Origin of the sequence: Streptomyces sp. NPDC091387 (genome assembly GCF_044756945.1) — a bacterium.
Lineage (GTDB): Bacteria > Actinomycetota > Actinomycetes > Streptomycetales > Streptomycetaceae > Streptomyces.
The window spans coordinates 96,143-122,610 of record NZ_JBIVTZ010000006.1 but is presented as its reverse complement, the minus strand read 5'-3'; the positions used below and the strand labels follow the sequence as shown (position 1 = coordinate 122,610).

General features: G+C 71.3%; 24 protein-coding genes and 1 pseudogene. 13 read left to right on the top strand and 12 right to left on the bottom strand.

Annotation, left to right across the window (positions count from 1 at the left end):
• Positions 1 to 18: 18 nt before the first annotated feature.
• Positions 19 to 876: a class I SAM-dependent methyltransferase gene (locus ACIQM0_RS14415; RefSeq protein WP_401286245.1), complete on the bottom strand. Its 858-nt coding sequence runs from the start codon at positions 874 to 876 to the stop codon at positions 19 to 21.
• A 412-nt stretch (positions 877 to 1,288) separates the two neighbouring features.
• Here ACIQM0_RS14415 and ACIQM0_RS14410 point away from each other — a divergent pair, with 412 nt between their 5' ends.
• From ACIQM0_RS14410 to ACIQM0_RS14390, 5 genes are all read left to right on the top strand, one after another.
• Positions 1,289 to 2,773 carry an aldehyde dehydrogenase family protein gene (locus ACIQM0_RS14410; RefSeq protein ID WP_401286244.1) on the top strand — a complete coding sequence of 495 codons (1,485 nt, stop codon included), beginning with the start codon at positions 1,289 to 1,291 and terminating at the stop codon, positions 2,771 to 2,773.
• Between the two features lie 14 nt (positions 2,774 to 2,787).
• Entirely contained in the window at positions 2,788 to 4,326 is a 1,539-nt protein-coding gene (locus ACIQM0_RS14405) for a GMC family oxidoreductase (protein ID WP_401286243.1), read from the top strand.
• The gene (locus ACIQM0_RS14400) at positions 4,323 to 5,372 is read left to right on the top strand and encodes a glycine betaine/L-proline ABC transporter ATP-binding protein (RefSeq protein WP_401286242.1); all 1,050 of its coding nucleotides are present in this window, start codon (positions 4,323 to 4,325) and stop codon (positions 5,370 to 5,372) included. The genes ACIQM0_RS14405 and ACIQM0_RS14400 overlap by 4 nt, the downstream gene beginning before the upstream one ends.
• A gap of 97 nt (positions 5,373 to 5,469) precedes the next feature.
• The gene (locus ACIQM0_RS14395) at positions 5,470 to 7,428 is read left to right on the top strand and encodes an ABC transporter permease (protein WP_401286241.1); all 1,959 of its coding nucleotides are present in this window, start codon (positions 5,470 to 5,472) and stop codon (positions 7,426 to 7,428) included.
• 1 nt (position 7,429) lies between these two features.
• Positions 7,430 to 8,395 carry an ABC transporter substrate-binding protein gene (locus tag ACIQM0_RS14390; protein ID WP_401286240.1) on the top strand — a complete coding sequence of 322 codons (966 nt, stop codon included), beginning with the start codon at positions 7,430 to 7,432 and terminating at the stop codon, positions 8,393 to 8,395.
• Positions 8,396 to 8,459: 64 nt separating this feature from the next.
• On the opposite strand, the gene ACIQM0_RS14385 is transcribed toward ACIQM0_RS14390, so the two are convergent.
• Positions 8,460 to 10,337, bottom strand: coding sequence for a SpoIIE family protein phosphatase (locus tag ACIQM0_RS14385; RefSeq protein ID WP_401286239.1), 1,878 nt, complete (start codon positions 10,335 to 10,337; stop codon positions 8,460 to 8,462).
• A 140-nt stretch (positions 10,338 to 10,477) separates the two neighbouring features.
• A complete protein-coding gene (locus tag ACIQM0_RS14380; protein ID WP_164494445.1) occupies positions 10,478 to 10,639 on the bottom strand; it encodes a hypothetical protein in 162 nt (53 codons plus the stop codon).
• Between the two features lie 149 nt (positions 10,640 to 10,788).
• Between ACIQM0_RS14380 and ACIQM0_RS14375 the strand changes: the two genes are divergently transcribed.
• Together ACIQM0_RS14375 and ACIQM0_RS14370 are read left to right on the top strand one after the other, a co-directional pair.
• Complete coding sequence (locus tag ACIQM0_RS14375) at positions 10,789 to 11,031, top strand: hypothetical protein (protein WP_401286477.1); 243 nt, start codon at positions 10,789 to 10,791, stop codon at positions 11,029 to 11,031.
• Positions 11,032 to 11,179: 148 nt separating this feature from the next.
• A complete protein-coding gene (locus ACIQM0_RS14370) occupies positions 11,180 to 13,081 on the top strand; it encodes an ABC transporter ATP-binding protein (protein ID WP_401286238.1) in 1,902 nt (633 codons plus the stop codon).
• An 87-nt stretch (positions 13,082 to 13,168) separates the two neighbouring features.
• Here ACIQM0_RS14370 and ACIQM0_RS14365 read toward each other — a convergent pair whose 3' ends face one another.
• Positions 13,169 to 14,005 (bottom strand): PepSY domain-containing protein, encoded by an 837-nt coding sequence (locus ACIQM0_RS14365; RefSeq protein WP_401286237.1) that lies wholly within the window; start codon positions 14,003 to 14,005, stop codon positions 13,169 to 13,171.
• A gap of 211 nt (positions 14,006 to 14,216) precedes the next feature.
• Here ACIQM0_RS14365 and ACIQM0_RS14360 point away from each other — a divergent pair, with 211 nt between their 5' ends.
• The gene (locus ACIQM0_RS14360) at positions 14,217 to 14,534 is read left to right on the top strand and encodes a hypothetical protein (RefSeq protein WP_363022603.1); all 318 of its coding nucleotides are present in this window, start codon (positions 14,217 to 14,219) and stop codon (positions 14,532 to 14,534) included.
• Positions 14,535 to 14,622: 88 nt separating this feature from the next.
• Here the strand turns inward: ACIQM0_RS14360 and ACIQM0_RS14355 are convergent, their stop codons facing one another.
• From ACIQM0_RS14355 to ACIQM0_RS14345, 3 genes are read right to left on the bottom strand one after another with little or no spacing between them, the layout of a single operon-like run.
• Positions 14,623 to 15,660, bottom strand: coding sequence for an ABC transporter substrate-binding protein (locus ACIQM0_RS14355; protein WP_401286236.1), 1,038 nt, complete (start codon positions 15,658 to 15,660; stop codon positions 14,623 to 14,625).
• Positions 15,661 to 15,719: 59 nt separating this feature from the next.
• Positions 15,720 to 16,583: an ABC transporter permease gene (locus ACIQM0_RS14350; RefSeq protein WP_401286235.1), complete on the bottom strand. Its 864-nt coding sequence runs from the start codon at positions 16,581 to 16,583 to the stop codon at positions 15,720 to 15,722.
• Complete coding sequence (locus tag ACIQM0_RS14345) at positions 16,573 to 17,388, bottom strand: ABC transporter ATP-binding protein (RefSeq protein ID WP_362963665.1); 816 nt, start codon at positions 17,386 to 17,388, stop codon at positions 16,573 to 16,575. Before ACIQM0_RS14345 ends, ACIQM0_RS14350 begins: the two co-directional genes overlap by 11 nt.
• Before the next feature lie 218 nt (positions 17,389 to 17,606).
• Here ACIQM0_RS14345 and ACIQM0_RS14340 point away from each other — a divergent pair, with 218 nt between their 5' ends.
• The 3 genes from ACIQM0_RS14340 to ACIQM0_RS14330 all read left to right on the top strand — a co-directional run bounded on the left by ACIQM0_RS14340 (position 17,607) and on the right by ACIQM0_RS14330 (position 20,391).
• Complete coding sequence (locus ACIQM0_RS14340; RefSeq protein ID WP_401286234.1) at positions 17,607 to 19,205, top strand: ATP-binding protein; 1,599 nt, start codon at positions 17,607 to 17,609, stop codon at positions 19,203 to 19,205.
• Positions 19,202 to 19,900, top strand: a complete 699-nt coding sequence (locus ACIQM0_RS14335; protein ID WP_401286233.1) for a response regulator — start codon at positions 19,202 to 19,204, stop codon at positions 19,898 to 19,900. The genes ACIQM0_RS14340 and ACIQM0_RS14335 overlap by 4 nt, the downstream gene beginning before the upstream one ends.
• A gap of 128 nt (positions 19,901 to 20,028) precedes the next feature.
• Complete coding sequence (locus ACIQM0_RS14330; protein WP_401286232.1) at positions 20,029 to 20,391, top strand: DUF779 domain-containing protein; 363 nt, start codon at positions 20,029 to 20,031, stop codon at positions 20,389 to 20,391.
• 58 nt (positions 20,392 to 20,449) lie between these two features.
• On the opposite strand, the gene ACIQM0_RS14325 is transcribed toward ACIQM0_RS14330, so the two are convergent.
• Complete coding sequence (locus tag ACIQM0_RS14325) at positions 20,450 to 21,217, bottom strand: hypothetical protein (RefSeq protein ID WP_401286231.1); 768 nt, start codon at positions 21,215 to 21,217, stop codon at positions 20,450 to 20,452.
• Positions 21,218 to 21,478: 261 nt separating this feature from the next.
• Here ACIQM0_RS14325 and ACIQM0_RS14320 point away from each other — a divergent pair, with 261 nt between their 5' ends.
• Positions 21,479 to 22,240 carry an SDR family NAD(P)-dependent oxidoreductase gene (locus ACIQM0_RS14320; RefSeq protein ID WP_401286230.1) on the top strand — a complete coding sequence of 254 codons (762 nt, stop codon included), beginning with the start codon at positions 21,479 to 21,481 and terminating at the stop codon, positions 22,238 to 22,240.
• Positions 22,241 to 22,266: 26 nt separating this feature from the next.
• A pseudogene (locus tag ACIQM0_RS14315) lies at positions 22,267 to 22,626 on the top strand (MerR family transcriptional regulator); the annotation flags it as partial.
• Between the two features lie 30 nt (positions 22,627 to 22,656).
• Here ACIQM0_RS14315 and ACIQM0_RS14310 read toward each other — a convergent pair.
• The 4 genes from ACIQM0_RS14310 to ACIQM0_RS14295 form a co-directional block, all read right to left on the bottom strand.
• The gene (locus ACIQM0_RS14310) at positions 22,657 to 22,851 is read right to left on the bottom strand and encodes a hypothetical protein (protein ID WP_363022616.1); all 195 of its coding nucleotides are present in this window, start codon (positions 22,849 to 22,851) and stop codon (positions 22,657 to 22,659) included.
• Between the two features lie 198 nt (positions 22,852 to 23,049).
• A complete protein-coding gene (locus tag ACIQM0_RS14305) occupies positions 23,050 to 24,168 on the bottom strand; it encodes an acyl-CoA dehydrogenase family protein (RefSeq protein WP_401286229.1) in 1,119 nt (372 codons plus the stop codon).
• Complete coding sequence (locus ACIQM0_RS14300; RefSeq protein WP_401286228.1) at positions 24,165 to 25,352, bottom strand: acyl-CoA dehydrogenase family protein; 1,188 nt, start codon at positions 25,350 to 25,352, stop codon at positions 24,165 to 24,167. Before ACIQM0_RS14300 ends, ACIQM0_RS14305 begins: the two co-directional genes overlap by 4 nt.
• Complete coding sequence (locus ACIQM0_RS14295) at positions 25,349 to 26,317, bottom strand: NADPH:quinone oxidoreductase family protein (RefSeq protein ID WP_401286227.1); 969 nt, start codon at positions 26,315 to 26,317, stop codon at positions 25,349 to 25,351. Before ACIQM0_RS14295 ends, ACIQM0_RS14300 begins: the two co-directional genes overlap by 4 nt.
• Positions 26,318 to 26,468 lie beyond the last annotated feature (151 nt).

Sequence of the window (26,468 nt, the reverse complement as noted above, 5' to 3'; positions counted from 1 at the left end):
ACGCGGCCCGAGCGGGCTTCAGATGGTGGCGACGAGCAGATCCTCTCCGCTCGACGGGCGGAATCCGTCGGTCCGATCGGCGAAGTAGCGTTCGGCGAGCCGGGTTGCCGACACGTGCCCGGCGTCCGCGAAACCGGCGGCGCGGGCCAGTGCGAGCATCTCCTGCGGGGTGTAGAAGCTGATGAAGGGCGTTCCGGATGCCCGCGCCCGCGGCTTGGTCGCCTCCAGTTCGGCGCGGTCGGCGTCATCGACGAGTTCGGCCGGCAGCATGAACGTCATGGCGAGCGTCGAGCCGGGGGCCAGCCCGGCGAGCCGGCGCAGGGTCGCCGCGGTGGCGTCCTTGGTGAGGTACACCGTGACACCGGCGCAGACGACGAGCGCCGGTCGGCCCGTGTCGAAGCCGGCGTCCGCCAGCTCCTGCCACCAGTCCCCACCCGCCTCGAGGTCGACCGGTACCAGGCGCAGCCGGTCCGGGATCCCGTAGCCGAGCTCGATCAGCCGCCGGCGCTTCCAGGCCTGGGTGGCGGGCTGGTCGATCTCGAAGACCCGCAGCCGGGAGGCGGTCTCCGGCCGGCGCTGGGCGAAGGTGTCCAGCCCGGCCCCCAGGATGACGTACTGGTCGATGCCGTGGTCGATCTGTTCGGCGACCAGGTCCTCGACGAAGCGGGCGCGGGCCACGATGGAGGCCCGGAACCCGCTGGTGGCGCGCGGGTCCATGTCCGGGCGGCTGCGCCACCCCTCGTCGGGCGCCACCAGCCGCAGGCCGATCTCGTCCTCGAACACGTGTGGCTCCGCGTCGACCTGGACGTGCATCGCCCGCCAGAGTGCGACCCGCACCGCGGTGTTGTCCGGCACCTCGTACTGCTCGTCCGCCATGGCTGCTCCCACTCCTTACGGTCCGATCCCGGCCGGGGCCCGCAGACTCCGCGGGGTCCGCGGGGATCATGGACGGTCGTCCCCGCGGCCCGGCAGAGCAATCACTACGTTACCCAAATAGTTTTATATATGGACTTTCCAGTTATTTGACTCAAATAGCGCAGGGGGTAGTAGGGCGGTCACCGACGGTGGACGAACCGGCGGCTGTTCCGTGCCGCGCCGCAGGGGGTTCCGGGACCCAGGCCGCGGACCCCTCTCCGCCGACCGCACCCCGTCCTGACGTGCGGATCCCGTGAGCCGGGTCACTTCGCGCCGCCCGCCACGCATGGCTTCGGCCTTCCGGGGAAGAGGGCCAGACCGCCGGGTTCCCCCGGCGTCGGACGAACGGGCCATCGAAAGGGCAGCACACGACGTGTCGGCACAACACACGATCCATGTAGCGGGAGAGTGGCGAGCCGCCGCATCCGGCGCCACGCGCGAGATCCTCGATCCCGTCGACGCGACCGCGTTCGCCGTCGTCTCCGAGGGCGGCACCGTGGACGCGGACGCCGCCGTGGCCGCGGCCCGGACCGCCTTCGACGCGGGGCCCTGGCCGCACACGCCCGTCGCGGAGCGCGCCGCACTGCTCAGGCGTGTGGCCGGTCTCCTGGAGCGCGACCGGGAACGGATCGGCGCTCTGGAGTGCCGTGACGCCGGGAAGACGCTCGAAGAGGGCCGGGTCGACGTGGACTGCGTGCGCGACGCCTTCCGCTACTTCGCCGACCTCGTCACGAACGAGAGCGGCGGGCGGGTCGTCGATGCGGGGTCCGAGGAGATCCACAGCATCGTGGTGCATGAACCCGTCGGCGTCTGCGGACTCATCACCCCGTGGAACTATCCGCTGCTCCAGGCCAGTTGGAAGATCGCTCCGGCTCTCGCCGCCGGCAACACCTTCGTGATCAAGCCGAGCGAGATCACCCCGCTGACCACGGTCGCGCTCATCGCGCTGCTCGCCGAGGCCGGACTGCCGACCGGGGTGGCGAACATCGTCACGGGCCCCGGCGCCACCGTCGGCGCCCGGCTCGCGGACCACCCGGGTGTCGACCTGGTCTCCTTCACCGGCGGGCTCGCCAGCGGGACGAAGGTGATGCGGGCCGCCGCCGACTCGGTCAAGAAGGTCGCGCTCGAACTCGGCGGCAAGAACCCCAACGTGGTGTTCGCGGACGCCTGCGCCACCGAGGAGGGTTTCGACACCGCTGTCGACCAGGCGCTCAACGCCGCCTTCATCCACAGCGGCCAGGTCTGCTCCGCCGGATCACGGCTGATCGTCGAGGAGTCGGTGCGCGAGCGGTTCGTCACCGAACTCGCCCGGCGAGCCGAGCTGATCCGTATCGGCCGCGGCACCGACGACGGAGTCGAGTGCGGTCCGCTCGTCTCCGCTCAACAGCTTTCCAGGACCGAGGAGTTCGTCGACTCCGCGCTGAAGGAGGGTGCGGTGCTGCGGGCGGGCGGCGAGCGCCCCGAGGGGCCCGGGTACTTCTACCGGCCCACCGTGCTGGACCACTGCGACCGCTCCATGCGCGTGGTGCGCGAGGAGGTCTTCGGACCGGTCCTGACCGTCGAGACGTTCCGCACCGAGGACGAGGCCGTGGCTCTCGCCAACGACACGGAGTACGGACTGGCCGGCGGCGTGTGGACCGCGGACACGGGTCGCGGACGCCGGGTCGCCGCCCGGCTGCGCCACGGCACCGTCTGGATCAACGACTTCCACCCCTATCTGCCGCAGGCCGAGTGGGGCGGCTTCGGCAAGTCCGGCATCGGCCGGGAACTGGGTCCGACGGGTCTCGCCGAGTACCGCGAGTCCAAGCACATCTACCAGAACCTCGCCCCGCGCCCGGTGCGCTGGTTCGCGGGCTGACGGGGGCAGAGGCGATGGAGCAGATGACCCACTACGACTACGTCATCGTCGGCGGCGGCACCGCGGGTTCGGTGATCGCGTCCCGGCTCACCGAGGACCCCGACATCACAGTCGCCCTCATCGAGGGCGGACCGAGCGACGTGGGACGGGACGACGTCCTGACCCTGCGCCGCTGGATGGGCCTCCTCGGCGGTGAGCTGGACTACGACTACCCCACGACCGAGCAGCCCCGGGGCAACTCGAACATCCGGCACAGCAGGGCCAGGGTGCTCGGCGGATGCTCGTCCCACAACACCCTGATCGCCTTCAGGCCGCTGCCGTCCGACTGGGACGAATGGGCCGCGGCCGGCGCGGAGGGCTGGGACGCCTCGTCGATGGACCCGTACTTCCACCGGCTGCGCAACAACATCGTCCCCGTCGACGAGGCGGACCGCAACGCCATCGCCCGCGACTTCGTCGACTCGGCCCGCACGGCGCTCGGGGTCCCGCGCGTCGAAAGCTTCAACAAGGCGCCCTTCCAGGACGGTGTGGGGTTCTTCGACCTCGCCTACCATCCCGAGAACAACAAGCGCTCCTCCGCCTCGGTCGCCTATCTGCATCCCTTCCTCGACCGGCCGAACCTCCATATCGCGCTGGAGACCTGGGCGTTCCGGCTGGAGCTCGACGGCCGCCGGGCGACCGGCGTGCGGGTGCGGACCGCGGACGGCGAGGAGCGGCTCGTACGCGCCCGGCGCGAAGTGGTGGTGTGCGCGGGCGCGGTGGACACGCCCCGGCTGCTGATGCACTCCGGGATAGGCCACCGCGCGGAGCTGGAGAAGCTCGGCATACCCGTGGTGCACGACCTGCCCGGTGTCGGCGAGAACCTGCTCGACCACCCCGAGTCGGTCATCGTCTGGGAGACACACGGGCCGATCCCCGAGAACTCCGCGATGGACAGCGACGCCGGTCTGTTCGTCCGGCGGGACCCGCGGAGCCCCGGGCCCGACCTGATGTTCCACTTCTACCAGATCCCGTTCACGGACAATCCGGAGCGGCTCGGGTACGAACGTCCTGAGCACGGAGTGTCCATGACGCCGAACATCCCGAAGCCGAGGAGCCGCGGCAGGCTCTATCTGACCAGCCCCGATCCCGAGGTCAAACCCGCCCTGGACTTCCGCTACTTCACCGACGCGGAGGACTACGACGGACGGACGCTCGTCGACGGGATAAGGATCGCCCGCGAGATCGCCGCGCGGGAACCGCTGGCCGGCTGGCTGAAGCGCGAGGTCTGCCCGGGGCCAGAGGTCACCTCGGACGAGGATCTGAGCGAGTACGCGCGCAGGGTCGCGCACACCGTCTACCACCCGGCGGGAACCTGCCGGATGGGCGCGGCCGACGACGCGCTCGCCGTGGTCGCACCCGACCTGCGGATCCGGGGCCTGGACGGCGTCCGGATCGCCGACGCTTCGGTCTTCCCGACCATGCCGACCGTCAACCCGATGATCGGGGTGCTGATGGTCGGGGAGAAATGCGCGGATCTGCTCGGCGCCACAACTGGGGGTCATGACCGATGAACACACCGCCGCACGTCTTCTCCGTGAACAACCTCTGGAAGGTCTTCGGGCCGAAGGCCGACCGCGTGCCCGGCGACGCCGAACTCGCCGAGCTCGACGGCGCCGAGCTGCGCAGCCGTACGGGCTGCACCGCCGCCGTCCGTGACGTCTCGTTCGATGTCCGCAAGGGCGAGGTCTTCGTCGTGATGGGCCTGTCCGGGTCCGGGAAGTCCACCCTCGTACGCTGCCTCACCCGGCTCATCGAGCCGACGTCCGGCGAGATCACCATGGACGGCGAGGACGTGCTGTCGATGAACGGCGGACGGCTGCGCGAACTGCGCCGCCACCGCGCCGCCATGGTCTTCCAGCACTTCGGTCTGCTGCCGCACCGCTCGGTCGTCGACAACGTCGCGTACGGGCTGGAGATCCAGGGCATGGGCCGGGCCCAACGGCGCGCACGAGCAGCCGAGTTCATCACCAAGGTGGGCCTCGAAGGACTGGAGGACCGCCGTCCCGGGCAGCTCTCCGGCGGTCAGCAGCAGCGGGTCGGGCTGGCGCGGGCACTCGCCGTCGATCCCGAAGTGCTGCTGTTCGACGAGCCGTTCAGCGCCCTGGACCCGCTCATCCGACGCGACATGCAGGAGGAGGTCGTGCGCCTGCACCGCGAGGAGGGCCGCACGATGGTCTTCATCACCCATGACCTGAACGAGGCGCTGAAGCTCGGCGACCGGATCGCGCTGATGCGGGACGGCCGGATCGTGCAACTGGGCACTCCGGAGGAGATCGTGGGCTCACCGGCCGACGACTACGTCCGGGACTTCGTGCGCGACGTCCCGCGCGAACAGGTCCTGACGGTGCGGGCGGCGATGCGTCCCGCCGACGGCGCGGAGAGCGTCTCGGGTCCGGCGCTGACACCGGACACCACGGTCTCCGAGGCGATCGAGGCGGTCGTCCGCACAGGCGAGACCGCGCGGGTGGTCGACGGGGGCCGCTGCCTGGGTGTGGTCGACCACGCGTGCCTGCTCGGCGTCGTGGCGGGGATCCCGACCGTGAAGGAGGCCGCGTGATGCGGATGACCCGTTCACCGGCCCCGCCGGGCCGCCATGCCACACCGTGCCCGCGGCCGGACGCGCTGCCCGCCGCCACGGGCGGGAGGTGCCCACGATGACCGCGACCACCACCGCCGCACGTCCCACCGGGTTCGCCTCCTCCGGAACCGCCGGCTCCCTCGTGCGGCACCGCACCGCGCTCCTGCTCGCCGCGGCCGTCGCACTGCTGGTGCTCGGCACCTTCCTCGTCGGTGGCGGCGCCTGGCCCGGGGATCTCACCGTCGACCTCACCGGTCCGCTCGGCAGGGTCAGCGACTGGATCATCGACAACCGCGACACGCACCCGCTGTTCCTCTACTTCTTCGGGCACATCAGCAACGGCGTCGTGCTCTCGGTGCGGGGCGTCTACCTGGTCCTGCTCGCCGCCGGCTGGGCCGGTGTCACGGCCGCCGTCGCGCTGATCGCCTGGCGGGTGGCCGGCGTCCGGCTCGCACTGTCCGCCGTCGTCGCCTTCCTCTGCTGCGGGCTGCTCGGCATGTGGGTGCCCACCATGCAGACCCTCGCGCTGATGGTCGTCGCGGTCCTGGTCTCCGTGGCGCTCGGAGCGCTCCTCGGTCTGGCCGCGGGACTGTCGGACCGGGTGTTCCGCATGCTGCGGCCGGTGCTCGACACCATGCAGGTGATGCCGGCCTTCGCGTATCTGCTGCCGGTGGTGCTCGTCTTCGGCATAGGCGTGCCGGCCGCCGTGCTGGCGACCGTCGTCTACGCGGCGCCGCCGATGGCCCGGCTGACCGCTCTCGGGCTGCGCGGCGCCGACGCGGGCGTCATGGAGGCCGCGGCCTCGCTCGGTGCCACGGGACGGCAGCGGCTGCTGACGGCCCGGCTCCCGCTGGCGCGCAAGGAACTGCTGCTCGGTCTCAACCAGACGATCATGATGGCCCTCTCGATGGCCGTCATCGCCTCCGTGATCGGCGCCGGCGGTCTCGGCGACCGCGTGTACCAGGCGCTCGCCTCCGTCGATGTCGGCGCCGCGCTCGCCGCCGGGATCCCGATCGTGCTGCTCGCCGTGGTCCTCGACCGGGTCACCGGCGCGGCCGGCGACGGGCTGGACACCGCTCCGCGGACCGGATCCGCCCGGCTGGGCTGGGCCGTCGCCGCGGCCGGCACCGTGATCGTCGCCGTCGTGGCACGCCTCGCCTCCGGGACGACCTGGCCGGGCGGCTGGACGGTCGCCGTCGCCGAGCCCGTCAACCGGGCCGTCGGCTGGATGACCGACCACCTGTACTCCGGCGTCCCGGTCGTCGGCGGCACGGCGGACTGGGCGGGACGTTTCACCACCTGGGTCCTGGACCCGGTGCGCGACGGACTGCAGTGGCTGCCCTGGTGGTCCGTGCTGCTGCTGATCGCCGTGCTCGCCATGCTGATCGGCACCTGGCGCACCACGGTGACCGCCGTCCTCGCGATGGCCGCCATCGGGGTGCTCGGTGTCTGGGACCCGGCGCTCGACACGCTCTCCCAGGTGCTGGCCGGTGTCGCGGTGACCCTGGTGGCCGGTTTCGCCGTCGGGATCGCCGCCTCCCGCAGCGAACGGGTGGAGCGGCTGCTGCGTCCTGTGCTGGACGTGTTCCAGACGATGCCGCAGTTCGTCTATCTCATCCCCGTCGTCGCCCTGTTCGGCGTCGGCCGCGCACCGGCGGTCGCCGCCGCCGTCATCTACGCGCTGCCCGCCGTCGTCCGCATCACCACCCAGGGCCTGAACGGCGTCGACCCGGTCACCATGGAGTCCTCGCGTTCCCTCGGCGCGACCGGCGTCCAGCAACTGCTGAAGGTCCAGCTTCCGCTGGCACGCCCGGCGCTGCTCCTCGCCGTCAACCAGGGCGTCGTCCTGGTGCTCGCCGTCGTCGTCATCGGCGGTCTCGTCGGGGGCGGGGCGCTCGGCTACTCCGCGGTGTTCGGCCTCGCGCAGGGCGACCTCGCGACCGGGCTGGTCGCCGGCGCCGCGATCGTCCTCCTCGGCCTGACGCTCGACCGCGTCACCCAGCCGACGAGGCGCCACTCCGGAAAGGGAGCCTGACATGGCTCGTCCGCGTACTCCGCTCATCGCGCTCGTCTCCGCCACGGCCCTGGTCGCCGTGGCCGGCTGCGGCGCGGCCGACATGACCCAGCAGTCCTCGCCGTTCGCCAACGCGCAGGGCGCGAAGACCGTGACCCTGTCCGTGCAGTCGTGGGTCGGCGCCCAGGCGAACGTGGCCGTCGTCCAGTACCTCCTCGAACACGAGCTGGGCTACCGCGTCGACACCGTCCAGATCGACGAGGTGCCCGCCTGGGACGCCCTCAGCCAGGGCCGGGTGGACGCGATCCTGGAGGACTGGGGCCACCCGGACCAGGAGGCGCGGTACGTCAAGGACAAGAAGACGATCAGTCCGGGCGGCGAGCTCGGCGTCACCGGCCACATCGGCTGGTTCGTCCCGACGTACTTCGCCGAGAAGCACCCCGACGTCACGGACTGGCACAACCTCAACAAGTACGCCGACCAGTTCCGCACCGCGGAGAGCGGCGGCAAGGGCCAGCTGCTGGACGGCTCCCCGTCCTACGTCACCAACGACAAGGCGCTCGTACAGAATCTGGGCCTCGACTACCAGGTCGTGTTCTCCGGGTCCGAAGCCGCGCAGATCACGCAGATCAACCAGTTCGCCAAGGAGAAGAAGCCCTTCCTCTCCTACTGGTACAAGCCGCAGTGGCTGTTCGAGAAGGTACCCATGACGGAGGTGAAGCTGCCGCCGTACAAGGACGGCTGCGACGCCGACGCGAAGAAGATCAGGTGCGCCTACCCGCAGACACCGCTGAAGAAGTACCTCAACGCCCGCTTCGCGGGCAGCGGCGGCAAGGCGGCCGGGTTCCTGAAGAACTTCTCCTGGAGCACCGAGGACCAGAACGAGGTCGCCCTGATGATCGCCGATCAGAAGCTGTCGCCCGAGGACGCGGCGAAGAAATGGGTCGACGAGAACGAGCGGGAGTGGCGGGCCTGGATCCCCCGCTGACGACGCGGCCTGCTCCCGTCCGGTCGGCCTGCCCCGCCGGGGGCAGCCCGGCCGGCTCCTGCGCTCAGGCCTTGGCGCCGCCCCCCAACTCGGCCGTGGACGCCTCGGTGAGCGCGAACCAGGCGGTCTTGCCCTCGGGTTCGGGCCGCACGCCCCACTGGTCGGCCAGGATGTCGAGGAGCAGCAGCCCCCGGCCGGAAGAGGCCAGTTCGACCGGAGTCCGCTGGTGAGGCAGTTCGTCGCCGCGGTCCATGACCTCGACGAGCAGCCGGCGCCGGCCGGTCTGACCGGTGACGGACGCGGTGAGTGAGCCGTCCTGATCGGTGTGCACGAGTACGTTGCCGAGCAGTTCCGTCGCCAGGAGCACCGCGGTGTCCACCTGGTCCGGCCGCGCCCAGTCGTGCAGCAGCGCCTTCAGTTCGGCCCGCGCCTCGGCGAGTCCCTCGCCATGGTCCTGGCCGATGGTCAGCATCAGCCGGCGCTGGTTCACCTCGGCGCGCGGCTGTCCGGAGTCGCGGCGCAGGAGCAGGAGGGCGATGTCGTCGCCGTCGCGTGCGGCGGCGCCCTCCCGGGCGCCCGGTTCGGGGCTGAGCACGGCCGCCATCAGCCGGTCGGCCATCCCTTCGAGGTCCTCGACGGGGCCGGGCGAGAACGCGTCGCGCACCCGTACCCAGCCGCTGTACATGTCATGGCCGCCGTTCTCGATGAGGCCGTCCGTGCACAGCATCAGCACCTCGCCGTCGTGCAGGCGCAGGATGTCGACGGGGTAGTCCTCCTCGCCCGGCATCAGTCCGAGCGGCAGCCCGCCGCTGATGTGCTTGATCAGGCACGTGCCGTCCGGCGTGCGCAGTACCGGGTGCGGGTGGCCGGCCCGTGCGATGTGCAGGTCGCCGGTGGACGGGTCGGCCTCGATGTAGATGCAGGTGGCGAACCGGTCGTCGTCCAGGGTGGTCAGGAAGCGGGAGGCCCGTGCCAGTACGGCGTCCGGGCCGTGCCCCTCGGCTGCGTAGGCGTGCACGGCCGTACGCAGCTGGGCCATCAGCCCCGCGGCGTGCACATCGTGTCCCTGCACGTCGCCGATGACCAGGGCGAGACGGCCGTTGGGCAGGTCGATGCTGTCGTACCAGTCCCCGCCGACCATGAGCCCTCCCCCGGTCGGCACGTAGCGCGTCGCGACGCTGAGGCCGGTCAGTGCCGGGCTCGCGGTGCGCATGCTGCGGCGAAGGCCCCGGGAGAGGGCCAGTTCCGCCCCGCTGGCGCGGGCGCGCTCGAGTACCTGGGCGATCATCCGGCCGGTCACGGTCAGCAGGGCGCGCTCGCTCGTCGTGAAGGCAACCGGGGAGCGGAAGGCCGCGACCCACACTCCGACGACCCGCCCCGCGGTGACGAGCGGCAGGAAGGCCCACGCCTCGCGGTTCTTGCGGGCCGACATGTGCCAGGTGGCCGGGAAGCGGCTGCGGTACTCCCGCGCCGAGGCCAGGAACACCGCCCGGCCGGTCCTGGCGGCCTCGGCTGCCGGGTAGCCGGTGGTCATCGGCATCCGGAATCCCTGGTCGACTCCGGCGCCGGGCCTGAATCCGTACTGCGCCAGAGCGCTGAGGGACCCGTCGCCGACGCCGAACACGCACTGGCCGTCCAGGGGGAATTCCGGCGCGTACAGCCCGGCCACCAGCCTCAGCGTCTCGTCGAGCGAGTCGGACTCCGCGACGGTGTGACCGGCGGACAGCAGCAGCGAGTCGCGGCGCCTGGCCGCCTCGCCGGACCGGGTGCCGTCGGCGACGGGCCCCCGGTCGTCGGGCGGCGCCGGAGGAGCGGCATCCAAACGGTTCAGTGCGGCGATCTGGTCCAGCTCGGCCTCGAACTCGTCCGGCGGCGGTTCATGCCGTTCACCACCCATCCGGCATCCCTTCGTCCCGAGTCCGTCGCCGCCTGTTCGTTCCATGCTCCGACGGGGAAGCCCGGTCCGCAGTGCGAGAGGACATGGCGGCGCACGGCACCGGTGCTGCCGGGTGCCGTGGCACGGGAGATCGACGGGGTGGCGGAGGCCGGGGGCGGTGCCGCCCGAGTGGGGCCGGTCAGCTGTTAGCGGTACGCCGCCGATCTGCGGACATCGCTGAAGTCGACGGCCCGGTCGGCCTCGCGCAGAGTCTCCTCAGCCACTCGGCGCACCTCCGCCAGGACGTCCCCGTGCTCCTCCACGAGACCGGCGTAGATCGGTGCCTCGGAACTGTCTGTGAAACTCACGTCGAACTGCCTCAATCGGTTGGGTATGCCATCGTTCGGCCGGAAACAGGGGCCGATTCTACGTGGTCCGCCGCCGGAGCCGCGGGCGGCACCGGGGAGTGGTCGATCTTCCGCCGCCCTTTCGCGGGCCTTGCGGGAATGATGGGGCCATGGCGAATCCCACGATCCTGAGCGTCGGCGACGACCCGGCGGTGTCCCGGGCGGTCGCCCGTGACCTCCGGCGTCAGTACGGCGACCGCTACCGCATCGTGCGGGCGCTCTCCGGTGGCGACGCCCTCGACGCGCTGCGCGAGAAGCACCACGGCGACATCCGGGTCTCCTCGGAGCCGGGCGACACCCGGTTTCAGGTGTGCCTGCCGATCGGTCCGCCGGACGAGCGACAGGTGTATTGATCACGAGCGTTGTCGACGCGGCCCAGGATCCCGCGCCGGGCGCGGAGCGGGCGGTTGACCTCAAGTCAGCTTGAGATCCTAACGTTCTCTCTGCGCCCCTGGCCGTGTCCGGCCATCGGGAGCATCGACTCGTTCCCGGAGGCACCGCATGAGTATGGAAGTCACCGCTTGGTCATCGCTGCACAGTGCGATGAACGCCCAACAGGACCGCAGGCCCCTCTCCCGGGCCACCGTGCGCCGGATCGCCTCCTTCGCCCGGCCGCGGCGCCGTGAGCTCTACCGCTTCCTCGTGCTGAGCGTGGTCACCGCCCTGCTGGCGGTGGCCACACCGGTGCTGGCGGGCCGGGTGGTCGACGCGATCGTGCAGGGCAAGGAGAGCGGGACGGTGATCCGGCTGGCCCTGCTGATCGCCGTCATCGCCGTGGCCGAGGCGGGGCTCGGTCTGCTGACCCGCCTGCTGTCGGCGACGCTCGGCGAGGGGCTGATCCTGGACCTGCGCACGGCGGTCTTCGACCATGTGCAGCGGATGCCGGTCGCCTTCTTCACCCGCACCCGCACCGGCGCCCTGGTGAGCCGGCTCAACAACGACGTCATCGGGGCGCAGCGGGCGTTCAGCAACACGCTGTCGGGTGTGGCGTCCAATCTGGTGACCCTGCTGCTGACCCTCGGCGTGATGCTCACGATCTCCTGGCAGATCACGCTGCTCGCGCTCGTCCTGCTGCCGGTGTTCGTCGTGCCCGCGCGGCGGATGGGCTCCAGGATGGCCCGGATGCAGCGTGAGGCCGCCGGTCACAACGCCGCCATGGGCACCCAGATGACCGAGCGCTTCTCGGCCCCCGGTGCGACCCTGGTCAAGCTCTTCGGCCGGCCGGCCGACGAGTCCGCCGAGTTCGCCGCCCGTGCCGGCAGGGTCCGGGACATCGGTATCCGCACGGCGATGGCGCAGTCGACGTTCATCACGGCGCTGACCCTGGTGTCCGCGCTGGCTCTGGCGCTCGTCTACGGGCTCGGTGGCTACTACGCGTTGCGCGGCAGTCTGGAACCGGGCGCGGTCGTGGCACTCGCTCTGCTGCTGACCCGGCTGTACGCCCCGCTGACGGCGCTGGCCGGTGCCCGGGTCGAGGTGATGAGCGCCCTGGTGAGCTTCGAGCGGGTCTTCGAGATCCTCGACCTGAAGCCGCTGATCGCCGAGAAGCCGGATGCCCGCAAGGTGCCGGAGGGGCCGGTGTCGGTGGAGTTCGACGGGGTCTCCTTCGGGTATCCGTCCGCCGACAAGGTCTCCCTCGCCTCCCTCGAAGAGGTCGCGACGCTCGATTCCCGGGGCGGTACGGAGGTCCTGCACGAGGTCTCCTTCCGTGCCGAACCCGGCCGGATGGTCGCCCTGGTCGGCTCCTCCGGCGCCGGCAAGTCGACGATCGCCCAGCTGCTGCCCCGGCTGTACGACGCCGATTCCGGCTCGGTGCGGCTGAACGGTGTCGACGTACGCGATCTGACCGCGGAGTCGATCCGCGAGACGCTCGGCATGGTCACCCAGGACGGGCACCTCTTCCATGAGTCGGTCCGTGCCAACCTCACGCTCGCCAGGCCCGGAGCGACCGAGGAGGACATCTGGGACGCCCTGCGCCGCTCCCGCCTGGACGGGCTGGTGGCCTCGCTGCCCGACGGGCTCGACACGGTGGTGGGCGAGCGCGGCTACCGGCTCTCGGGTGGTGAGCGTCAGCGGCTGACCATCGCCCGGCTGCTCCTGGCGCAGCAGCGGGTCGTCATCCTCGACGAGGCGACCGCGCACCTCGACTCGACCTCGGAGGCAGCTGTGCAGGAGGCGCTGGCCGAGGCGCTGGAGGGACGCACCGCCGTGGTGATCGCCCACCGGCTCTCGACCGTGCGGGCGGCCGACCTGATCCTGGTCATCGAGGAGGGACGGGTGGCCGAACGCGGAACGCACACCGAACTGCTGGCCGCGGGCGGGCGGTACGAGGAGCTGTACCGGACCCAGTTCGAGTCGCCGGCGGCGGACCAGGCGCACCCGGAGTCCGTCCCGGTCGAATGACAGCCGGGTGACACAGCCGAACACGGAAGTGCCCCCGGTCCGTGCGGACCGGGGGCGGCTTTCGTGGGACGACGTGGCGTGGAGGTGTCAGTCGTTGTCCACGTGCTCACCGGTGACGGAGCCGCTGGCCGCGTCGACGTCGACCTCGGTCTCTTTCCAGTCCTTGGTGACGACGTCGACGGACCAGACGAGGACGTTCTTGTCGTTGTCGTCCAGGTCGACGGAGGTCACGGTGCCCTTGGCCTTGTCCTTCGCGGTCTTGGCCGCCTCCTGGGGCGTCTGTGTGGCCTTGGCGATCCGCTCGGCCGTCCGGCTCTTCTCCTGCGCGTCCTGGCCTTGGTCCTCGACGGTCTGGAGCACCTTGCCGGTGACCGCGTCGATGCGCACGGTGTGCTCGGTGCCGTCCTTGGCGGCGACGGTCGCGACCCATTCCGGGCCGGTGGAGGCCGGGCTGGCGGACGGGGACGAGCCTGTTGCGGAGGGGGACGCGCTGGAGCCGCTCGGTGAGGAGCCGGCACCGGACGGGGAGGCGCTCGTGGAGGCACTCGCGGACGCGGACGCGTCGGTGTCGTCGTCCGACTTCCCCGGGCCCTTCAGGTCGAGCTCGATCAGCTTGCTTCCTGCGACGGCTCCCTCGGCCGTGGTGACGGCCTTGTCAAAGGTGATCTTGGTGGAGTCCAGCAGCTTCTTGCGCTTCTGCTGGTCCTTGGTCAGTGAAGCGCTCGGGCTGGGCGAGGTGGTGGCCGTCCGCTCCGGGACGGCGCGGGCGGCTTCGGAGGTCTCCGTCCCCGTCGACGTGCTGCCGCTGTCCTGGCCGCAGCCGGTGAGCAGGGCTGCGGTCAGGACGACGCAGGCGGCGCCGGCCGCGCGGAGGCGGTGGGCACGGAGGAGGCCGGTGTTCTTCGGTCGGCGATCACATGTCATGCCGGGATGCTTAACCGCAGCCGGGCTCAGGCATGTGGGGTGACGGGTCGGAGTCACCCGATCAACCGTGTTCCGGTCTCCGACTCGGCGTTCTGCCGGATCCGCGGACGGCCCGGGGCGGCGCGGTGGAAACCGGTCCGATCGCCCGCGCGGCACGGGATATTGGCTTTGGCGGGTCGCGATCCGGCCGTTTTGGTGCGAGCCTGGATACATGACCTGGGCGTCTTGGACGACTCGCGGAGTGTATTCGGGGCACGGCGGCGTGCTCACCGAGGAGGTCGGCCCGCTGTCCGGCGACCTGACCGTCCACACCACATGGGCCGACGACACGGCACAGATCACCGTGCAGTACACCGGCGCGGCCGACTGGTTCACCATGTCGGGCAGCCCCGTCCCCTGCTCCTCCGAGGAGGACAGCCGGGCGCTGCACGAGGCCGTGGTGGAGGCCGTCCGGCTGGGTTCCGCGGCCAGGGTTCCGACCGCGCTCCTGGAGCCGGACCGGCAGGCCGGGAAATCCCGCTCCGAGTAGCGCGGTCCGTGAGTCGTCACAAGCGGTACATGCCGACGCGCCCGCGCGCGGGGCGAGCGGGCGGCTGTCGGTACGTGTCAGTGGCTCGTCAGTTCGCCTTCTTGACGAACTCCGTGGTGTACGTCTTGGAGAGGTCGACGTCCGCGTTCTTGAGGTTGGGGTTGAAGGCCTTGAGGACGCGCTCGACGGTGGCCGGCCCGTCCGGGGGCATCACACCGTCCGTGGTGAACATCGGCAGGGTGTTCTTGATGGACTGCGCGTAGAGGGCCGCGCCGCCGCCCTGCGCGTAGTCGGCCGGCATCTTCGCGGCGATCTCGTCCGCGCTGTGCGTCGACATCCACTTGAGGGTCTTCACGAAGGCGTTGGCCAGCTTCTGCACGGTCGCCTTGTGGGCGTTGACCCACTCGGTCTGCATGTAGAGGCTGGAGGACGGGTAGAGCCCGCCGAGCGCCTTCTTGGAGCCCTCGGGGGTCCGCATGTCGATGAGGATCCGGCCCAGCTTCTTGTCCAGGATGGTGGCCACGGTCGGGTCGGTCGTCATGCCGCCCTGGATGGAGCCCTGCTGGAGCGCGGAGATGAACGTCTGGCCGGCTCCGACCGCGACGGGCGTGAACTCGCTGGTCTGCACGCCGTTCTTCACGGCGAGGTACTTCGTCAGGAAGTCGGTCGAGGAGCCGAGTCCCGTGACACCCAGCTTCTTGCCCTTGAAGTCCTTGGCCGAGCCGATGTCGTCCGCCGCCTTGTTCGAGACGATCTCGACCTCGCCCGGGGCCTGGGACAGCTGGACCACCGACTGGACGTGCTTGCCCTTCACCTGGAGGTCGAGGGTGTGGTCGTAGAAGCCCACGGTGCCCTGCACGTCGCCGGAGACCAGCGCGGTCTCCGCCTGGACGCCGGCGGGCTCGGTCAGCAGCTGGACGGCGACGCCCTCGTCCTTGAAGTAGCCGAGCCGCTCGGTGAGCATCACGGGCAGGTAGATGACCTTGTCCAGACCGCCCACCATGATCTTGACCCTGTCGTTCTTGTCGCCGGTCGCGGAGGTGGAGTCGCCTCCGCAGGCGGTAAGGCTCGCCGCGGCGAGCGCTCCGGCGACGGCGAGTGCCGGGATCCGAGAGGACATACGCATCTGGTTCACGTCCTTGTGAAGAGGGTTCCCTGGAGGGGAGGTGAGGAGGGAGGAGCAGCTCAGCGCGCGGTGTCGGCCTCGGCCGGTTTCCAGCGGAAGAGCTTCTTCTCCAGGAAGGTGAGCAGCCCCTCGGCGAGCAGCGCGACGACCGCGAGGATGGCCATGGCGGCGTAGACGCCCGCCGCGTTGAAGGTGCCCTGCGAGGCGGCCACCAGCAGGCCGAGTCCCTTCGTGGCACCGATGTACTCACCGACGATGGCGCCGATCAGCGCGAAGCCGAAGCTGACATGGAGGCTGGTGAAGATCCACGAGGTGGCCGAGGGAATGACCACCTGAAGGGTCACCTGCCGGTTGCTGGCGCCCAGGATGCGGGAGTTGGCGACGAGGTTGCGGTCGACCTCCCTGGCGCCCTGGAAGGCGTTGAAGAAGACCGGGAAGAACACCAGGACAACCGCGGAGGCGACCTTCGACGCCGGGCCGAGGCCGAACCAGATCAGGAAGATCGGGGCGAGCACGATGCGCGGCAGCGCGTTGAGGACCTTGATGTACGGGCCGAGCACATCGGCGGCGAAGCGGACGCGTCCCAGCGCGATACCGAGCAGTACACCGGCGATCACGCCGATGACCCAGCCGAGCAGCGCCTCGTAGAGCGTGTACCAGATCTGCTCCCACAGGGAGCCCTGGGCGGTGCCGTCGGTCACCCAGGTGCGGATCTGGTCCCAGATCTTCGACGGCATGGAGAAGTTGAACGGGTCGATGACGGCCGTCCTGGCCAGCCACTCCCACAGCCCGACGACCGCGACGAGCACGGCGATCCGGCTGGCGAGCACCAGCATCCTGCGGTTGCGGGCGGCCTTCGCCCTGGCCTCGGTCCGCCGGGTCCTGGTCACGGGGGCATCCATGGTGACGGTCTCAGGCGGCATCGGCCGCACCCCTCTCGCGGGTGATGCGGACCTCTTCGCCGAGCGACGACCAGATCTCGCGGTAGATCTCCAGGAACCGGGGCTCCAGCCGCACCTGTTCGACCTTGCGCGGACGCGGCAGGCCGATCTCGAAGACCTCCTTGACCGTGGCCGGTCCGGCGGTCATCACGACCACCTTGTCGGCCAGCGCGATGGACTCCTCCAAGTCGTGGGTGACGAAGACGACGGAGGCTCCGGTGCCGCCCCACAGCTCCAGCAGCTCGTCGGACATCAGGGCCCGGGTCTGTACGTCAAGCGCCGAGAACGGCTCGTCCATCAGCAGGATCTCCGGGTCGTTGACGAACGTCGCCGCGAGTGCGACCCGCTTGCGCTGCCCCCCGGAGAGCTGGTGCGGATAGCGGTCCTCGAAGGAGGTGAGGCCGACCCTGGCGAGCCATTCGCGGGCACGTTCCTTCGCCTCCGCCTTCGGCACGCCCCGGAAGCGGGGGCCGGCCATGACGTTGGACAGGACGGTGCGCCAGGGGAAGACCGCGTCCTGCTGGAAGACGAAGCCGACCTTGTCGCCGATGCCGCGCACCGGCTCGCCGGAGACCAGGACCTCCCCCTCCGTGGGTTCCTCCAGTCCGCTGATCAGGGTCAGGGTGGTGGACTTGCCGCATCCGGTCGGGCCGACGACGGCGACGAACTCCCCCCTGCCGATCGTCAGGTCCAGGTCGCGTACGGCGGTGTGGAGCGCCCCCGACGGAGTCGGGAACGCTTTGCTCGCCCCCCGCAGCTCGATGGCGGGGCTCGTTTCGCTGTTCATGGGGCGGGACGCTAGGGGCGGTCCGGCCGCGGCGGGAGCCTTGCGCTCACAACTCCGGGTTCTGCCTGTTACCCGCAGTTCTGCTCATTGTGCTCACGCCCGTACAACGAAGCGGAGACGAGGGGTAGGCAGCGAGGTCAGCGGCGTTTACCTTGCGTTTACACCGAACGGATCGGAGAACCGGATTCGAGGGCCGCGGGAGAACAGAGGACACGGACATGCGCATTCACTGGCCCCGTCGTGTCTTCGCCCAGGTCCTGCTCACCCAGGTGGTCATCATGACGGGTGTGGTCATGCTCGTCACCGGGCTCTTCCTCGCCCCGCTCAGCCACGAACTCGATGACCAGGCGATGCGCCGGGCCCTGTCCATCGCCCAGACCACCGCCGCCGAACCCGGCCTGGTGGACAAGCTGCTGAACACCCGGCCGAGCCCCTCCGGGCCCGTACAGGCCGAGGCGGAGCGGATCCGGCAGGCCACCGGGGCGCTGTACATCGTGGTGATGGACACCCGGGGGGTGCGCTGGTCGCACACCGAGACCGACCGGATCAGCGAGCGCGTCTCGACCGATCCGAGCTCGGCACTGGCCGGCCGCGAGGTCATGCAGATCGACATCGGCACCCTGGGGCGCTCGGCCCGAGCGAAGGTCCCGCTGCGCGACGGGACGGGCACCGTGGTCGGGGCCGTCTCGGTGGGGATCGCGTACAAGAGCGTCCGGGAGGGGCTGCTCGGCACCATTCCGGTACTCCTGCAGTACGCGGGAGCCGCACTGGCCGCAGGGGTGCTGGCGGCACTCGTCGTCTCCCGGCGCGTCCAGCGCAACACCCACGGTCTGGCCTTCGCGGACATCTCCGCGCTCCTGGACGAGCGCGAGGCGATGCTGCACAGCATCCGGGAGGCGGTGCTCGCGCTCGACTCGCGCGGACGGATCCGACTGCTCAACGACGAGGCGCAGCGGCTGCTGGAGCTGACTGCGGACGCCGTCGGGCGCCCGCTGGGCGAAGTGCTGCCGCCGGGGCGCACGACGGAGGTGCTGGCGGGCCGCGTCGACGGCGCCGATCTGCTCACCGTCTCCCGGGGTCGGGTGCTGATCGCGAACCGGATGCCGACCGGGGACGGCGGGGCCGTCGTGACGCTGCGCGACCGCACCGAACTCGAACTGCTCGGCCGTGAGCTGGACTCCACGCACGGACTGCTCGACGCTCTCCGTGCCCAGGACCACGAGCACGCCAACCGGCTGCACACCCTGCTGGGTCTGCTGGAGCTCGGCCGGCACGAGGCGGCGGTGGAGTTCGTGACCGAGGTGGCCGACGGGCACCGGGCCTCGGCCGAGCAGGTCGCCGAGCGCGTGAACGATCCGCTGCTGTCGGCGCTGCTCGTGGGCAAATCCGCCGTCGCCGCCGAACGCGGCGCGTCCTTGCTGGTCTCCCCCGCCACCCGGCTGCCCGATGTCGTGGTGGACCCGCGCGATCTGGTGACCGTGCTGGGCAATCTCATCGACAACGCGCTGGACGTCGCCACGCTCGTCGAGGTGGAGCTGCTCGCCGAGGGCACCACGGCCGTGCTGCGGGTCAGCGACAACGGCCCCGGGGTGCCCGTCGCCGTGCGGGAGCAGATCTTCACCGAGGGCTGGTCCACCAAGGAGTCCCCCGCCCACCGGGAGCGCGGGCTCGGGCTGGCGCTGGTGCGCCGCCTCGCCGAGCGCTACGGCGGCGCGGCCCGGGTCACGGCCAGGGCGGGCGGCGGCGCGGTCTTCACCGTCGTTCTGCCGGAGGCGCTGGCCGTCCGGCAGCGAGTCGAAGTGGGAGAGGCTCAGTGATAGACGTTCTGGTGGTGGACGACGACTTCCGGGTGGCGGAGATCAACGCGGCGTACGTGGCGAAAGTGCCGGGCTTCCGCGTCGTCTCCCGCGCCCACACGGCCGCGCAGGCCCTGTCGGTTCTCGAACGCCGGCATGTCGATCTGATCCTGCTCGATCACTATCTGCCGGACCGGACGGGGCTCACCCTGGTGCGTCAGCTGCACCAGATCGGCCATCCGGCCGACGTGATCATGGTGACGGCCGCCCGCGACGTGGTGACCGTACGGACCGCGATGCGCTACGGCGCTCTGCAGTACCTGGTCAAGCCGTTCAGCTTCGGCGGTCTGCGTTCCAAACTGGAGAGCTACGCGACGCTGCGGCGCACCCTGGAGGGGGTGGAGAGCCGGCGCGGCGAGGCCGGTCAGGAGCAGGTCGACCAGATCTTCGGGGCGCTGCGCACCTCGGAGGCCGTTTCCGCGGCCGGGCTCCCGAAGGGGCACTCGGCGCCCACCGCGGATGTCATCCGCCAGGTCCTGTCGGCGGCCGGTGAGCCGTTGTCCGCGCACGAGGTCGCCGCACGGGCCGGTCTGAGCCGCTCGACCGCCCACCGGTATCTCAAGTACCTGGAGGGGGCGGGCCGGATCAGCCTCAGTCTCAAGTACGGGGACACCGGCCGCCCGGAACACCGCTACGCCTGGGCGGCGGCGGGCTGAGGACGGTGCCCGTCCGCGCAACCCCTCTGCAACGTCCGGCCGGGTTGTATGAGGGCCATGCGCGCACCGCGTCCCCCGCGGTGCCACGAGAGAGGCCGATCCGTGAACCGATCCGAGGTACGGCAGCCATGAGCTCCGCGGGCGCGCCCCCGGTGGAACTCACCCCCGCGGCCGCCGATCTGCTGCGACGGCTGCGCGAGCTGCACGGGCCGTTGATGTTCCACCAGTCGGGCGGCTGCTGCGACGGCAGTGCGCCCATGTGCTACCAGGACGGTGAGTTCCGTACCGGCGGCTCCGATGTGCTGCTCGCCTCCCTGGAGGTCGACGGGGTGGCGGAGAGCATTCCGTTCTGGATGTCGAGGAGCCAGTTCGAGGTGTGGGCGCACACCCGGCTGATCGTCGACGTGGTGGAGGGCCGGGGCAGCGGGTTCTCGCTCGAGGCCCCGGAGGGGGTGCGGTTCCTGATCCGCTCACGGCTGGTGGGCGGCTGACCGACGCCGGACACGCACGGTCCCGGGGGCGGCCGGGGCCGCCCGCGTACGCCGTACGTCACGCCGGGAGGCCCTTGCCCCGCCGCGGTCCGCCGGCTGCGCGCCGCGCACCGGTGCGACGGTCGAGCAGCTCGCGGCGGATCTCGGCGGCCGTGCTCCTGGCCCGGTCCGGCGTCGCCCTGCGGTCCGTCTGGGCGGGCAGGAACCGGTGCAGCGCGTGCGCGCACCGCGGGCACGCCGTATCGGTGTGGATCAGCCGGCCGTCCTCGCACTGCGGGTCGTCGCAGTGAGCCGAGCGCAGCAGATGTCCGGCGATCTCCAGGGGCGGCCAGCGGCGCCGGCCGTCCTCGTCCTTCTCCTGGAGCGTGTGGGCCCAGCGGGCGTTCCACCGACGCTCGATCCGGTCCAGGAGCTGATCCGCGCTGCGCCGGCCCAGCTCCCGGTGGATCATCTCGACGAGTTCGGCCGGGTAGCGGCCGCCGAACTCCCTCATCAGCGGCGGCGGCAGGGCGTGCAGGAGATAGCCGACCGGGTCCGCCCCGGCCCGCTGCCACTTCCGGCACTGGCAGTCGCCGTCCGCCGACAGGGGTGTGCGGCACCGGCTGCACAGGCCTCTGCAGTCGCCGCACAGTCCGTGGTCGAGCCCGTCCAGATGCCGGGCGGGCGCCCGGCCGCACTCCCGGCAGCAGGAGGCGCACAGACCGCAGAGCCGTTCGAAGCCGACGGCCGACGTCCAGGGGCGCTGCTGGCAGCGGCAGCAGCGGCTGCTGTTGCAGTGCTCGTGGTGCACGGCGCCCGGTTCACGTCCGAGTGGCGGCAATGACATGGCTGCGTTCTCCGGGTCCCGGTTCGGTGCGGCGTCCGGCAGCCGTTGCCGTGCCGGACGGGGCCACGGTACGCGCAGTCCCGTGCCTCAGCGGACCGTTTCATACCCGAATGCCCAGGGTCCCCGCATGACCGCACGATGTAACCGAATGACCGCGGTCAAGACGTTCGCGTACCGACCGGGACCGGCTGGGACCGCCCGTGCGCGATTCCGTGCCGCAGCTTGACCTTACCGTTGGCGGCAGGGTTGAACGATTGCCCCATGAACAGCAGCCCAGCGCCTTGCGACAACCGCGTCGTCGCCATCACCGGAGCCGGAACCGGCATCGGCCGCGCCACCGCCCACGCCTTCGCCGCCGAGGGCGCCACCGTCCTCGTCATCGGGCGGCGCCCCGGCCCGCTCGAAGAGACCGCCGCCGGACGCGACCGGATCGTGCCGCTGGTGGCCGACATCACGGGCCCCGGCGAGCCCGAGCGGATCATCCGCACCGCGCAGGAGACGTACGGCCGGCTCGATGTACTGGTCAACAACGCCGCCGTGGTCCGCAGCGCCCCGCTCGGCACCGTGACCACCGAGATGATCGAGCCGCAGATCGCCACCAACCTGGTCGCGCCCCTCCTGCTCTCCCAGGCCGCGCTGCCGCTGCTGGAGGCCTCCCACGGCGTCATCGTGAACATCAGTACGTCGATCGGGCAGCGGGGCTGGCCGGGCGGCTCCGTCTACGCGGCGACCAAGGTGGCCATGGAGCTGTTCACCCGCACCTGGGCGGTGGAGCTCGCGCCGCGCGGCATCCGCGTCGTGGCGGTCGCACCCGGCGCCATCGGCACACCGATCGGCAAGCACCAGGGGCTGACGCCCGAGCGGTTGGCAGCGCTCCGGGAATGGCAGCTGGCGCACACCCCCATGCGCCGGCGCGGCACACCCGTCGAGGTGGCCCGCTCGATCACGTACCTCGCCTCACCCGACGCCTCGTTCATCACCGGTGCGATTCTTCCCGTCGACGGTGGTGCGGTGGTCGGGTGATAAGAGTGAACGGGGAGGTGGTGGGGGTGCTGATCGGTGAACTCGCCGGGGCCACCGGTACGACCGCGCGTGCGCTGCGCCACTACGAGCAGGCCGGACTGATCACCTCACAGCGGGCCGCCAATGGTTACCGCGTGTACGAGGCGCGCACGACGGTCCGGGTCCGCAATATCCGTCATCTGCTGGCCGCCGGGCTCACGTTGGACGACGTGCGGGCATTCCGGTCCTGCCTGGACGGCGATGTCGTCGCGACCCCGCCCTCCGCGCAAGGCCTGCGGATCGCCCGTGAGCGGCTGGGGGTCCTCGAAGCGCGGATCGCCGCCCAGACGGAGGCGCGGGACCGGCTGGCAGCGGCGCTCCGGGCACTGTCCGGTGACCCGGCCCCGCCGGGCGGAGCCACCGGACCGGCGAGAGGCTCAGGGCCTGATGCTGCTGACGACGTCGGCGGTGGCCATGATGCCCTCCTGAATGGTGGGCGCCATGCTCGTCCCCGCGAGGAAGAACCCCAGCAGGCCGCAGACCAGCGCGTGTGAGACCTTCAGCCCGCCGTTGCGGAGGAAGATCACCGCGAGGATCAGCAGAAGCAGCACCAGTGAGATCGAAATGGCCATGGCCAACCTCCTCCGCCGCGCCCGAATTGCGGCATTCGGCGGCCAGTTTGGCGTAGCGGAGGAGCCGTCCGGCGCGCTGGCGTGCCCGCCAAACGGGTAGAGCTGGGATGCCGCCGACGGGTCAGGGCGGACCCGGTCAGCCAGTCGTACCGGGGCTGGTCGGCGGGAGCACGCCGGCCCGTGTTCCCGCCCCCGGTGTCACGGCGCGGGCAGCTCCATCAGTTCCGCGACGGTGTCGCGGTGGCGGCCCGCGGTGCCGTACGCGATCGAGTCGGCCTTGGCGCGCTTCAGGTACAGGTGCGCGGGGTGCTCCCAGGTCATCCCGATGCCGCCGTGGAGCTGGACGCACTCCTCCGCCGCGTGGACGGCGACCCTGGAGCAGTACGCCTGGGCGACGGCCACCGCAAGCGGAGTCTCGGGGCTGCCGGTGGCCAGCGCGTCCGCGGCGTTGCGCGCGGCCGCCCGCGCAGAGACGACCTCCAGCCAGAGTTGTGCCATCCGGTGCTTGAGCGACTGGAACGAGCCGACCGGGCGGTTGAACTGGTGGCGCTCGCGGGTGTACCGGACCGTCTCTGTCAGGCACCACTCGGCCAGTCCGAGCTGTTCGGAGGCGAGGAGTCCGGCTCCGGCCAGCAACCCTCTGCGGACCGCTGCTTGCGCGGTCCCGGCGTCCGCGAGGCGGGTTCCGGTGGCGCCGGTCAGGGTGACGGTGGCGAGCGGGCGGGTCAGGTCGAGCGAGACGCACGGCTCGACGGCGACACCGGCGGTGTCCGCCGCGACGGCGTACAGGCCGTCGGTGGTGGGCACCAGCAGGACATCGGCGGCGGCCGCGTCGGCGACCGGGCCGAGTGTGCCGTCGAGGGCGGCGGTCATGGTGGCCGTGCCCGGTTCGGTGGCGGAGAAGGGGACGGCGAGCACGGCGACCTTGCGGCCCGCGGCCAGTTCGGTGAGGAGTCCGGCCACCGGTCCGTCCTGGGTGCCGAGCGCCAGCAGCGTCTCGGTGGCGACGACGGAGCTGGTCAGGTACGGCGCCGGGGCGACGCTGCGGCCGAGTTCCTCGATGACCACCGCGGCCTCGCGGTGGCCTGCGCCCTGCCCGCCGAGTACCTCGGGCACCAAGAGTCCGGCGGCGCCGATGTCGGCGGCGAGCGCCTTCCAGAGCTGCGGGTCGTACGGCGTGCCCGACTCGGTGCGGGCGATCACCGCCGGCGCGGCGCACCGGTCGTCGAGGAGCGAGCGGACGGCGGCCCGCAGGTCCTCCTCGGCCTCGGAGTACAGCAGATCCGGCGCCTGGCTCTCTTCGGTACGTGCGGTCATCGGGACAGGTCCTTCCAGGCGACGTCCTTGTCGTTGCGCGGCTCGACGGGCAGGCCGAGCACGCGTTCCGCGACGATGTTGAGCAGTACCTCGCTCGTGCCGCCCTCGATGGAGTTGCCCTTGGAGCGGAGGTAGCGGTAGCCGGCGTCACGTCCGGTGAAGTCGACGAGTTCCGGCCGGCGCATCGTCCAGTCGCCGTACAACAGGCCCTCTTCCCCCAGAAGTTCGACTTCGAGGCCGCTGATCTCCTGGTTGAGCCGGGCGAAGGCCAGCTTCATCCCGGAGCCCTCGGGGCCGGGCTGTCCGGCGACGAGCTGCTGGCGCAGGCGCGCCCCGGTGAGCCGGGCGACCTCGGCCTCCACCCAGAGGGTGAGCAGACGCTGGTGCAGATCGTGGGTGCGCAGTCCGGGGCGTTCGCGCCAGGTCCGGGCGACCGGACCGATCATGCCGCCCTCGCGCGGGATACGGGCTCCGCCGATGGAGACGCGCTCGTTCATGAGCGTGGTCTGCGCGACCTTCCAGCCCTCGCCGACCGGGCCGAGCCTGCGGCTGTCGGGGATGCGCACGCCGGTGAGGAAGACCTCGTTGAACTCGGCCTCGCCGGTGATCTGGCGCAGCGGCCGTACCTCGACCCCGGGGTCGGTCATGTCGCAGATGAAGTAGCTGATGCCGCGGTGCTTGGGCACGTCGGGGTCGGTGCGGGCGATGAGGATCGCCCAGCGTGCGACGTGGGCGCTGGACGTCCACACCTTCTGTCCGTCGACCACCCAGTCCTCGCCGTCGCGGACGGCGCGGGTACCGAGGGCGGCCAGGTCGGAGCCGGCGCCCGGCTCGCTGAAGAGCTGGCACCACACCTCCTCGCCGACCCACAGCGGGCGCAGGAAGCGCTGCTTCTGCTCGTCGGTTCCGTAGCCGAGGACGGTCGGGGCGGCCATGCCGAGGCCGATGCCGATGCGGCGCGGATCGTTGTCCGGTGCGTCCGCCGCGGCGAGTTCCTCGTCGACGACGGGCTGCAGCGAGCGCGGGGCGTCGAGGCCGCCGAGTCCGGCCGGGTAGTGCACCCAGGCGAGTCCGGCGTCGAAGCGCGCCTTCAGGAAGTCGGTGCGGTCGGTGGTGGCAGGGGGGTGGGCGGCCAGCAGTTCCCGGGTGAGGCGGCGGAGTCCGGCCGCGTCGGGGGCGGTCATCGGGCGGCTCCTGACGGAAGGACGACGATGCGGCCGGTGCTGGTGCCGTCGGCGACGCGCTGGACGGCGGCCGCCGCCCCGTCCATCGTGACGCGCTCGCTGATCAGCGGCTTGATGACGCCCTCGGTGGCGAGCCGGGTCAGCTCCTGGTGGCAGTCGCGGACCGCCTGCGGGTCCTTGGTGTTGTAGAGGCCCCAGTGGAGTCCAACGACCGAGTAGTTCTTCACCAGGGCGTGGTTGAGCCCCGGGGTGGGGATGACGCCGCTGGCGAACCCGACGACGATCACCCGGCCCTCGAAGGCGATGCACTTGACGGACTTGGCGTACGCGTCGCCGCCGACCGGGTCGTAGACGACGTCGGCGCCGCGCCCACCGGTCGCCTCCTTGACCGCCGCGACGATGTCCTCGGTGCGCCGGTCGATGACCAGGTCGCAGCCGAGCGCGGTGGCGGTCTTCGCCTTCTCGGCGCCACCGACCACTCCGATGACGGTCGCACCGGCGGCCTTGCCGAGCTGGACGGCCGCGCTGCCGACGCCACCGGCCGCCGCGTGGACGAGCAGCGTCTCGCCGGCCCGCAGGTTCGCCCGTCGGTGCAGTCCGAACCAGCCGGTCTGGTAGCCGATGTGCAGCGCGGCGGCCTCGGCGTCGTCCAGGGCGTCCGGGGCGGGCAGCAGGGCTGCCTCGTCCGCGACGACGTACTCGGCGAATCCGCCGTCCGGCAGGGCGGGGGTGGCGAGCACCCGGCGCCCGTCGCCGGTCCTGCCGCAGATCTCCACGCCGGGCGTGAACGGCAGCGGGGGCCGTACCTGGTACTGGCCGCGGCAGAGCAGCGCATCGGGGAAGTTGATGTTCGCCGCGAGCACCTCGATGAGCACCTGCCCGTCGCCGGGCGTGGGCCGGTCCGTCTCCTCCAGCCGCATCACCTCGCTCGGCTCGCCGTTCCGGTGCACTCGCCATGCCTGCATGAGGGGCCTCCACAACACTGTCGGCATTACCACTGCTCCGGCGCATACTAAGCGGTCGCTTGCCGCTCTGGGAACAGCCTGCGGGTGACCGTTCACGCCGGACGGTGACATGGCTGTGCGCCCGGCCCCGTCCGCGGGATCGCGGGGGCGC

What these genes read in the sequence shown, in the direction of transcription:
- ACIQM0_RS14305 (WP_401286229.1), bottom strand. Translation starts at nt 24,168, where the DNA reads ATGACCGCACGTACCGAAGAGAGCCAGGCGCCGGATCTGCTGTACTCC.
- ACIQM0_RS14295 (WP_401286227.1), bottom strand. Translation starts at nt 26,317, where the DNA reads ATGCAGGCATGGCGAGTGCACCGGAACGGCGAGCCGAGCGAGGTGATG.
- ACIQM0_RS14415 (WP_401286245.1), bottom strand. Translation starts at nt 876, where the DNA reads ATGGCGGACGAGCAGTACGAGGTGCCGGACAACACCGCGGTGCGGGTC.
- ACIQM0_RS14345 (WP_362963665.1), bottom strand. Translation starts at nt 17,388, where the DNA reads ATGAACAGCGAAACGAGCCCCGCCATCGAGCTGCGGGGGGCGAGCAAA.
- ACIQM0_RS14350 (WP_401286235.1), bottom strand. Translation starts at nt 16,583, where the DNA reads ATGCCGCCTGAGACCGTCACCATGGATGCCCCCGTGACCAGGACCCGG.
- ACIQM0_RS14330 (WP_401286232.1), top strand. Translation starts at nt 20,029, where the DNA reads ATGAGCTCCGCGGGCGCGCCCCCGGTGGAACTCACCCCCGCGGCCGCC.
- ACIQM0_RS14400 (WP_401286242.1), top strand. Translation starts at nt 4,323, where the DNA reads ATGAACACACCGCCGCACGTCTTCTCCGTGAACAACCTCTGGAAGGTC.
- ACIQM0_RS14300 (WP_401286228.1), bottom strand. Translation starts at nt 25,352, where the DNA reads ATGACCGCCCCCGACGCGGCCGGACTCCGCCGCCTCACCCGGGAACTG.
- ACIQM0_RS14390 (WP_401286240.1), top strand. Translation starts at nt 7,430, where the DNA reads ATGGCTCGTCCGCGTACTCCGCTCATCGCGCTCGTCTCCGCCACGGCC.
- ACIQM0_RS14325 (WP_401286231.1), bottom strand. Translation starts at nt 21,217, where the DNA reads ATGTCATTGCCGCCACTCGGACGTGAACCGGGCGCCGTGCACCACGAG.
- ACIQM0_RS14340 (WP_401286234.1), top strand. Translation starts at nt 17,607, where the DNA reads ATGCGCATTCACTGGCCCCGTCGTGTCTTCGCCCAGGTCCTGCTCACC.
- ACIQM0_RS14355 (WP_401286236.1), bottom strand. Translation starts at nt 15,660, where the DNA reads ATGCGTATGTCCTCTCGGATCCCGGCACTCGCCGTCGCCGGAGCGCTC.
- ACIQM0_RS14370 (WP_401286238.1), top strand. Translation starts at nt 11,180, where the DNA reads ATGAGTATGGAAGTCACCGCTTGGTCATCGCTGCACAGTGCGATGAAC.
- ACIQM0_RS14395 (WP_401286241.1), top strand. Translation starts at nt 5,470, where the DNA reads ATGACCGCGACCACCACCGCCGCACGTCCCACCGGGTTCGCCTCCTCC.
- ACIQM0_RS14365 (WP_401286237.1), bottom strand. Translation starts at nt 14,005, where the DNA reads ATGACATGTGATCGCCGACCGAAGAACACCGGCCTCCTCCGTGCCCAC.
- ACIQM0_RS14320 (WP_401286230.1), top strand. Translation starts at nt 21,479, where the DNA reads ATGAACAGCAGCCCAGCGCCTTGCGACAACCGCGTCGTCGCCATCACC.
- ACIQM0_RS14405 (WP_401286243.1), top strand. Translation starts at nt 2,788, where the DNA reads ATGGAGCAGATGACCCACTACGACTACGTCATCGTCGGCGGCGGCACC.
- ACIQM0_RS14310 (WP_363022616.1), bottom strand. Translation starts at nt 22,851, where the DNA reads ATGGCCATTTCGATCTCACTGGTGCTGCTTCTGCTGATCCTCGCGGTG.
- ACIQM0_RS14360 (WP_363022603.1), top strand. Translation starts at nt 14,217, where the DNA reads ATGACCTGGGCGTCTTGGACGACTCGCGGAGTGTATTCGGGGCACGGC.
- ACIQM0_RS14385 (WP_401286239.1), bottom strand. Translation starts at nt 10,337, where the DNA reads ATGGAACGAACAGGCGGCGACGGACTCGGGACGAAGGGATGCCGGATG.
- ACIQM0_RS14375 (WP_401286477.1), top strand. Translation starts at nt 10,789, where the DNA reads ATGGCGAATCCCACGATCCTGAGCGTCGGCGACGACCCGGCGGTGTCC.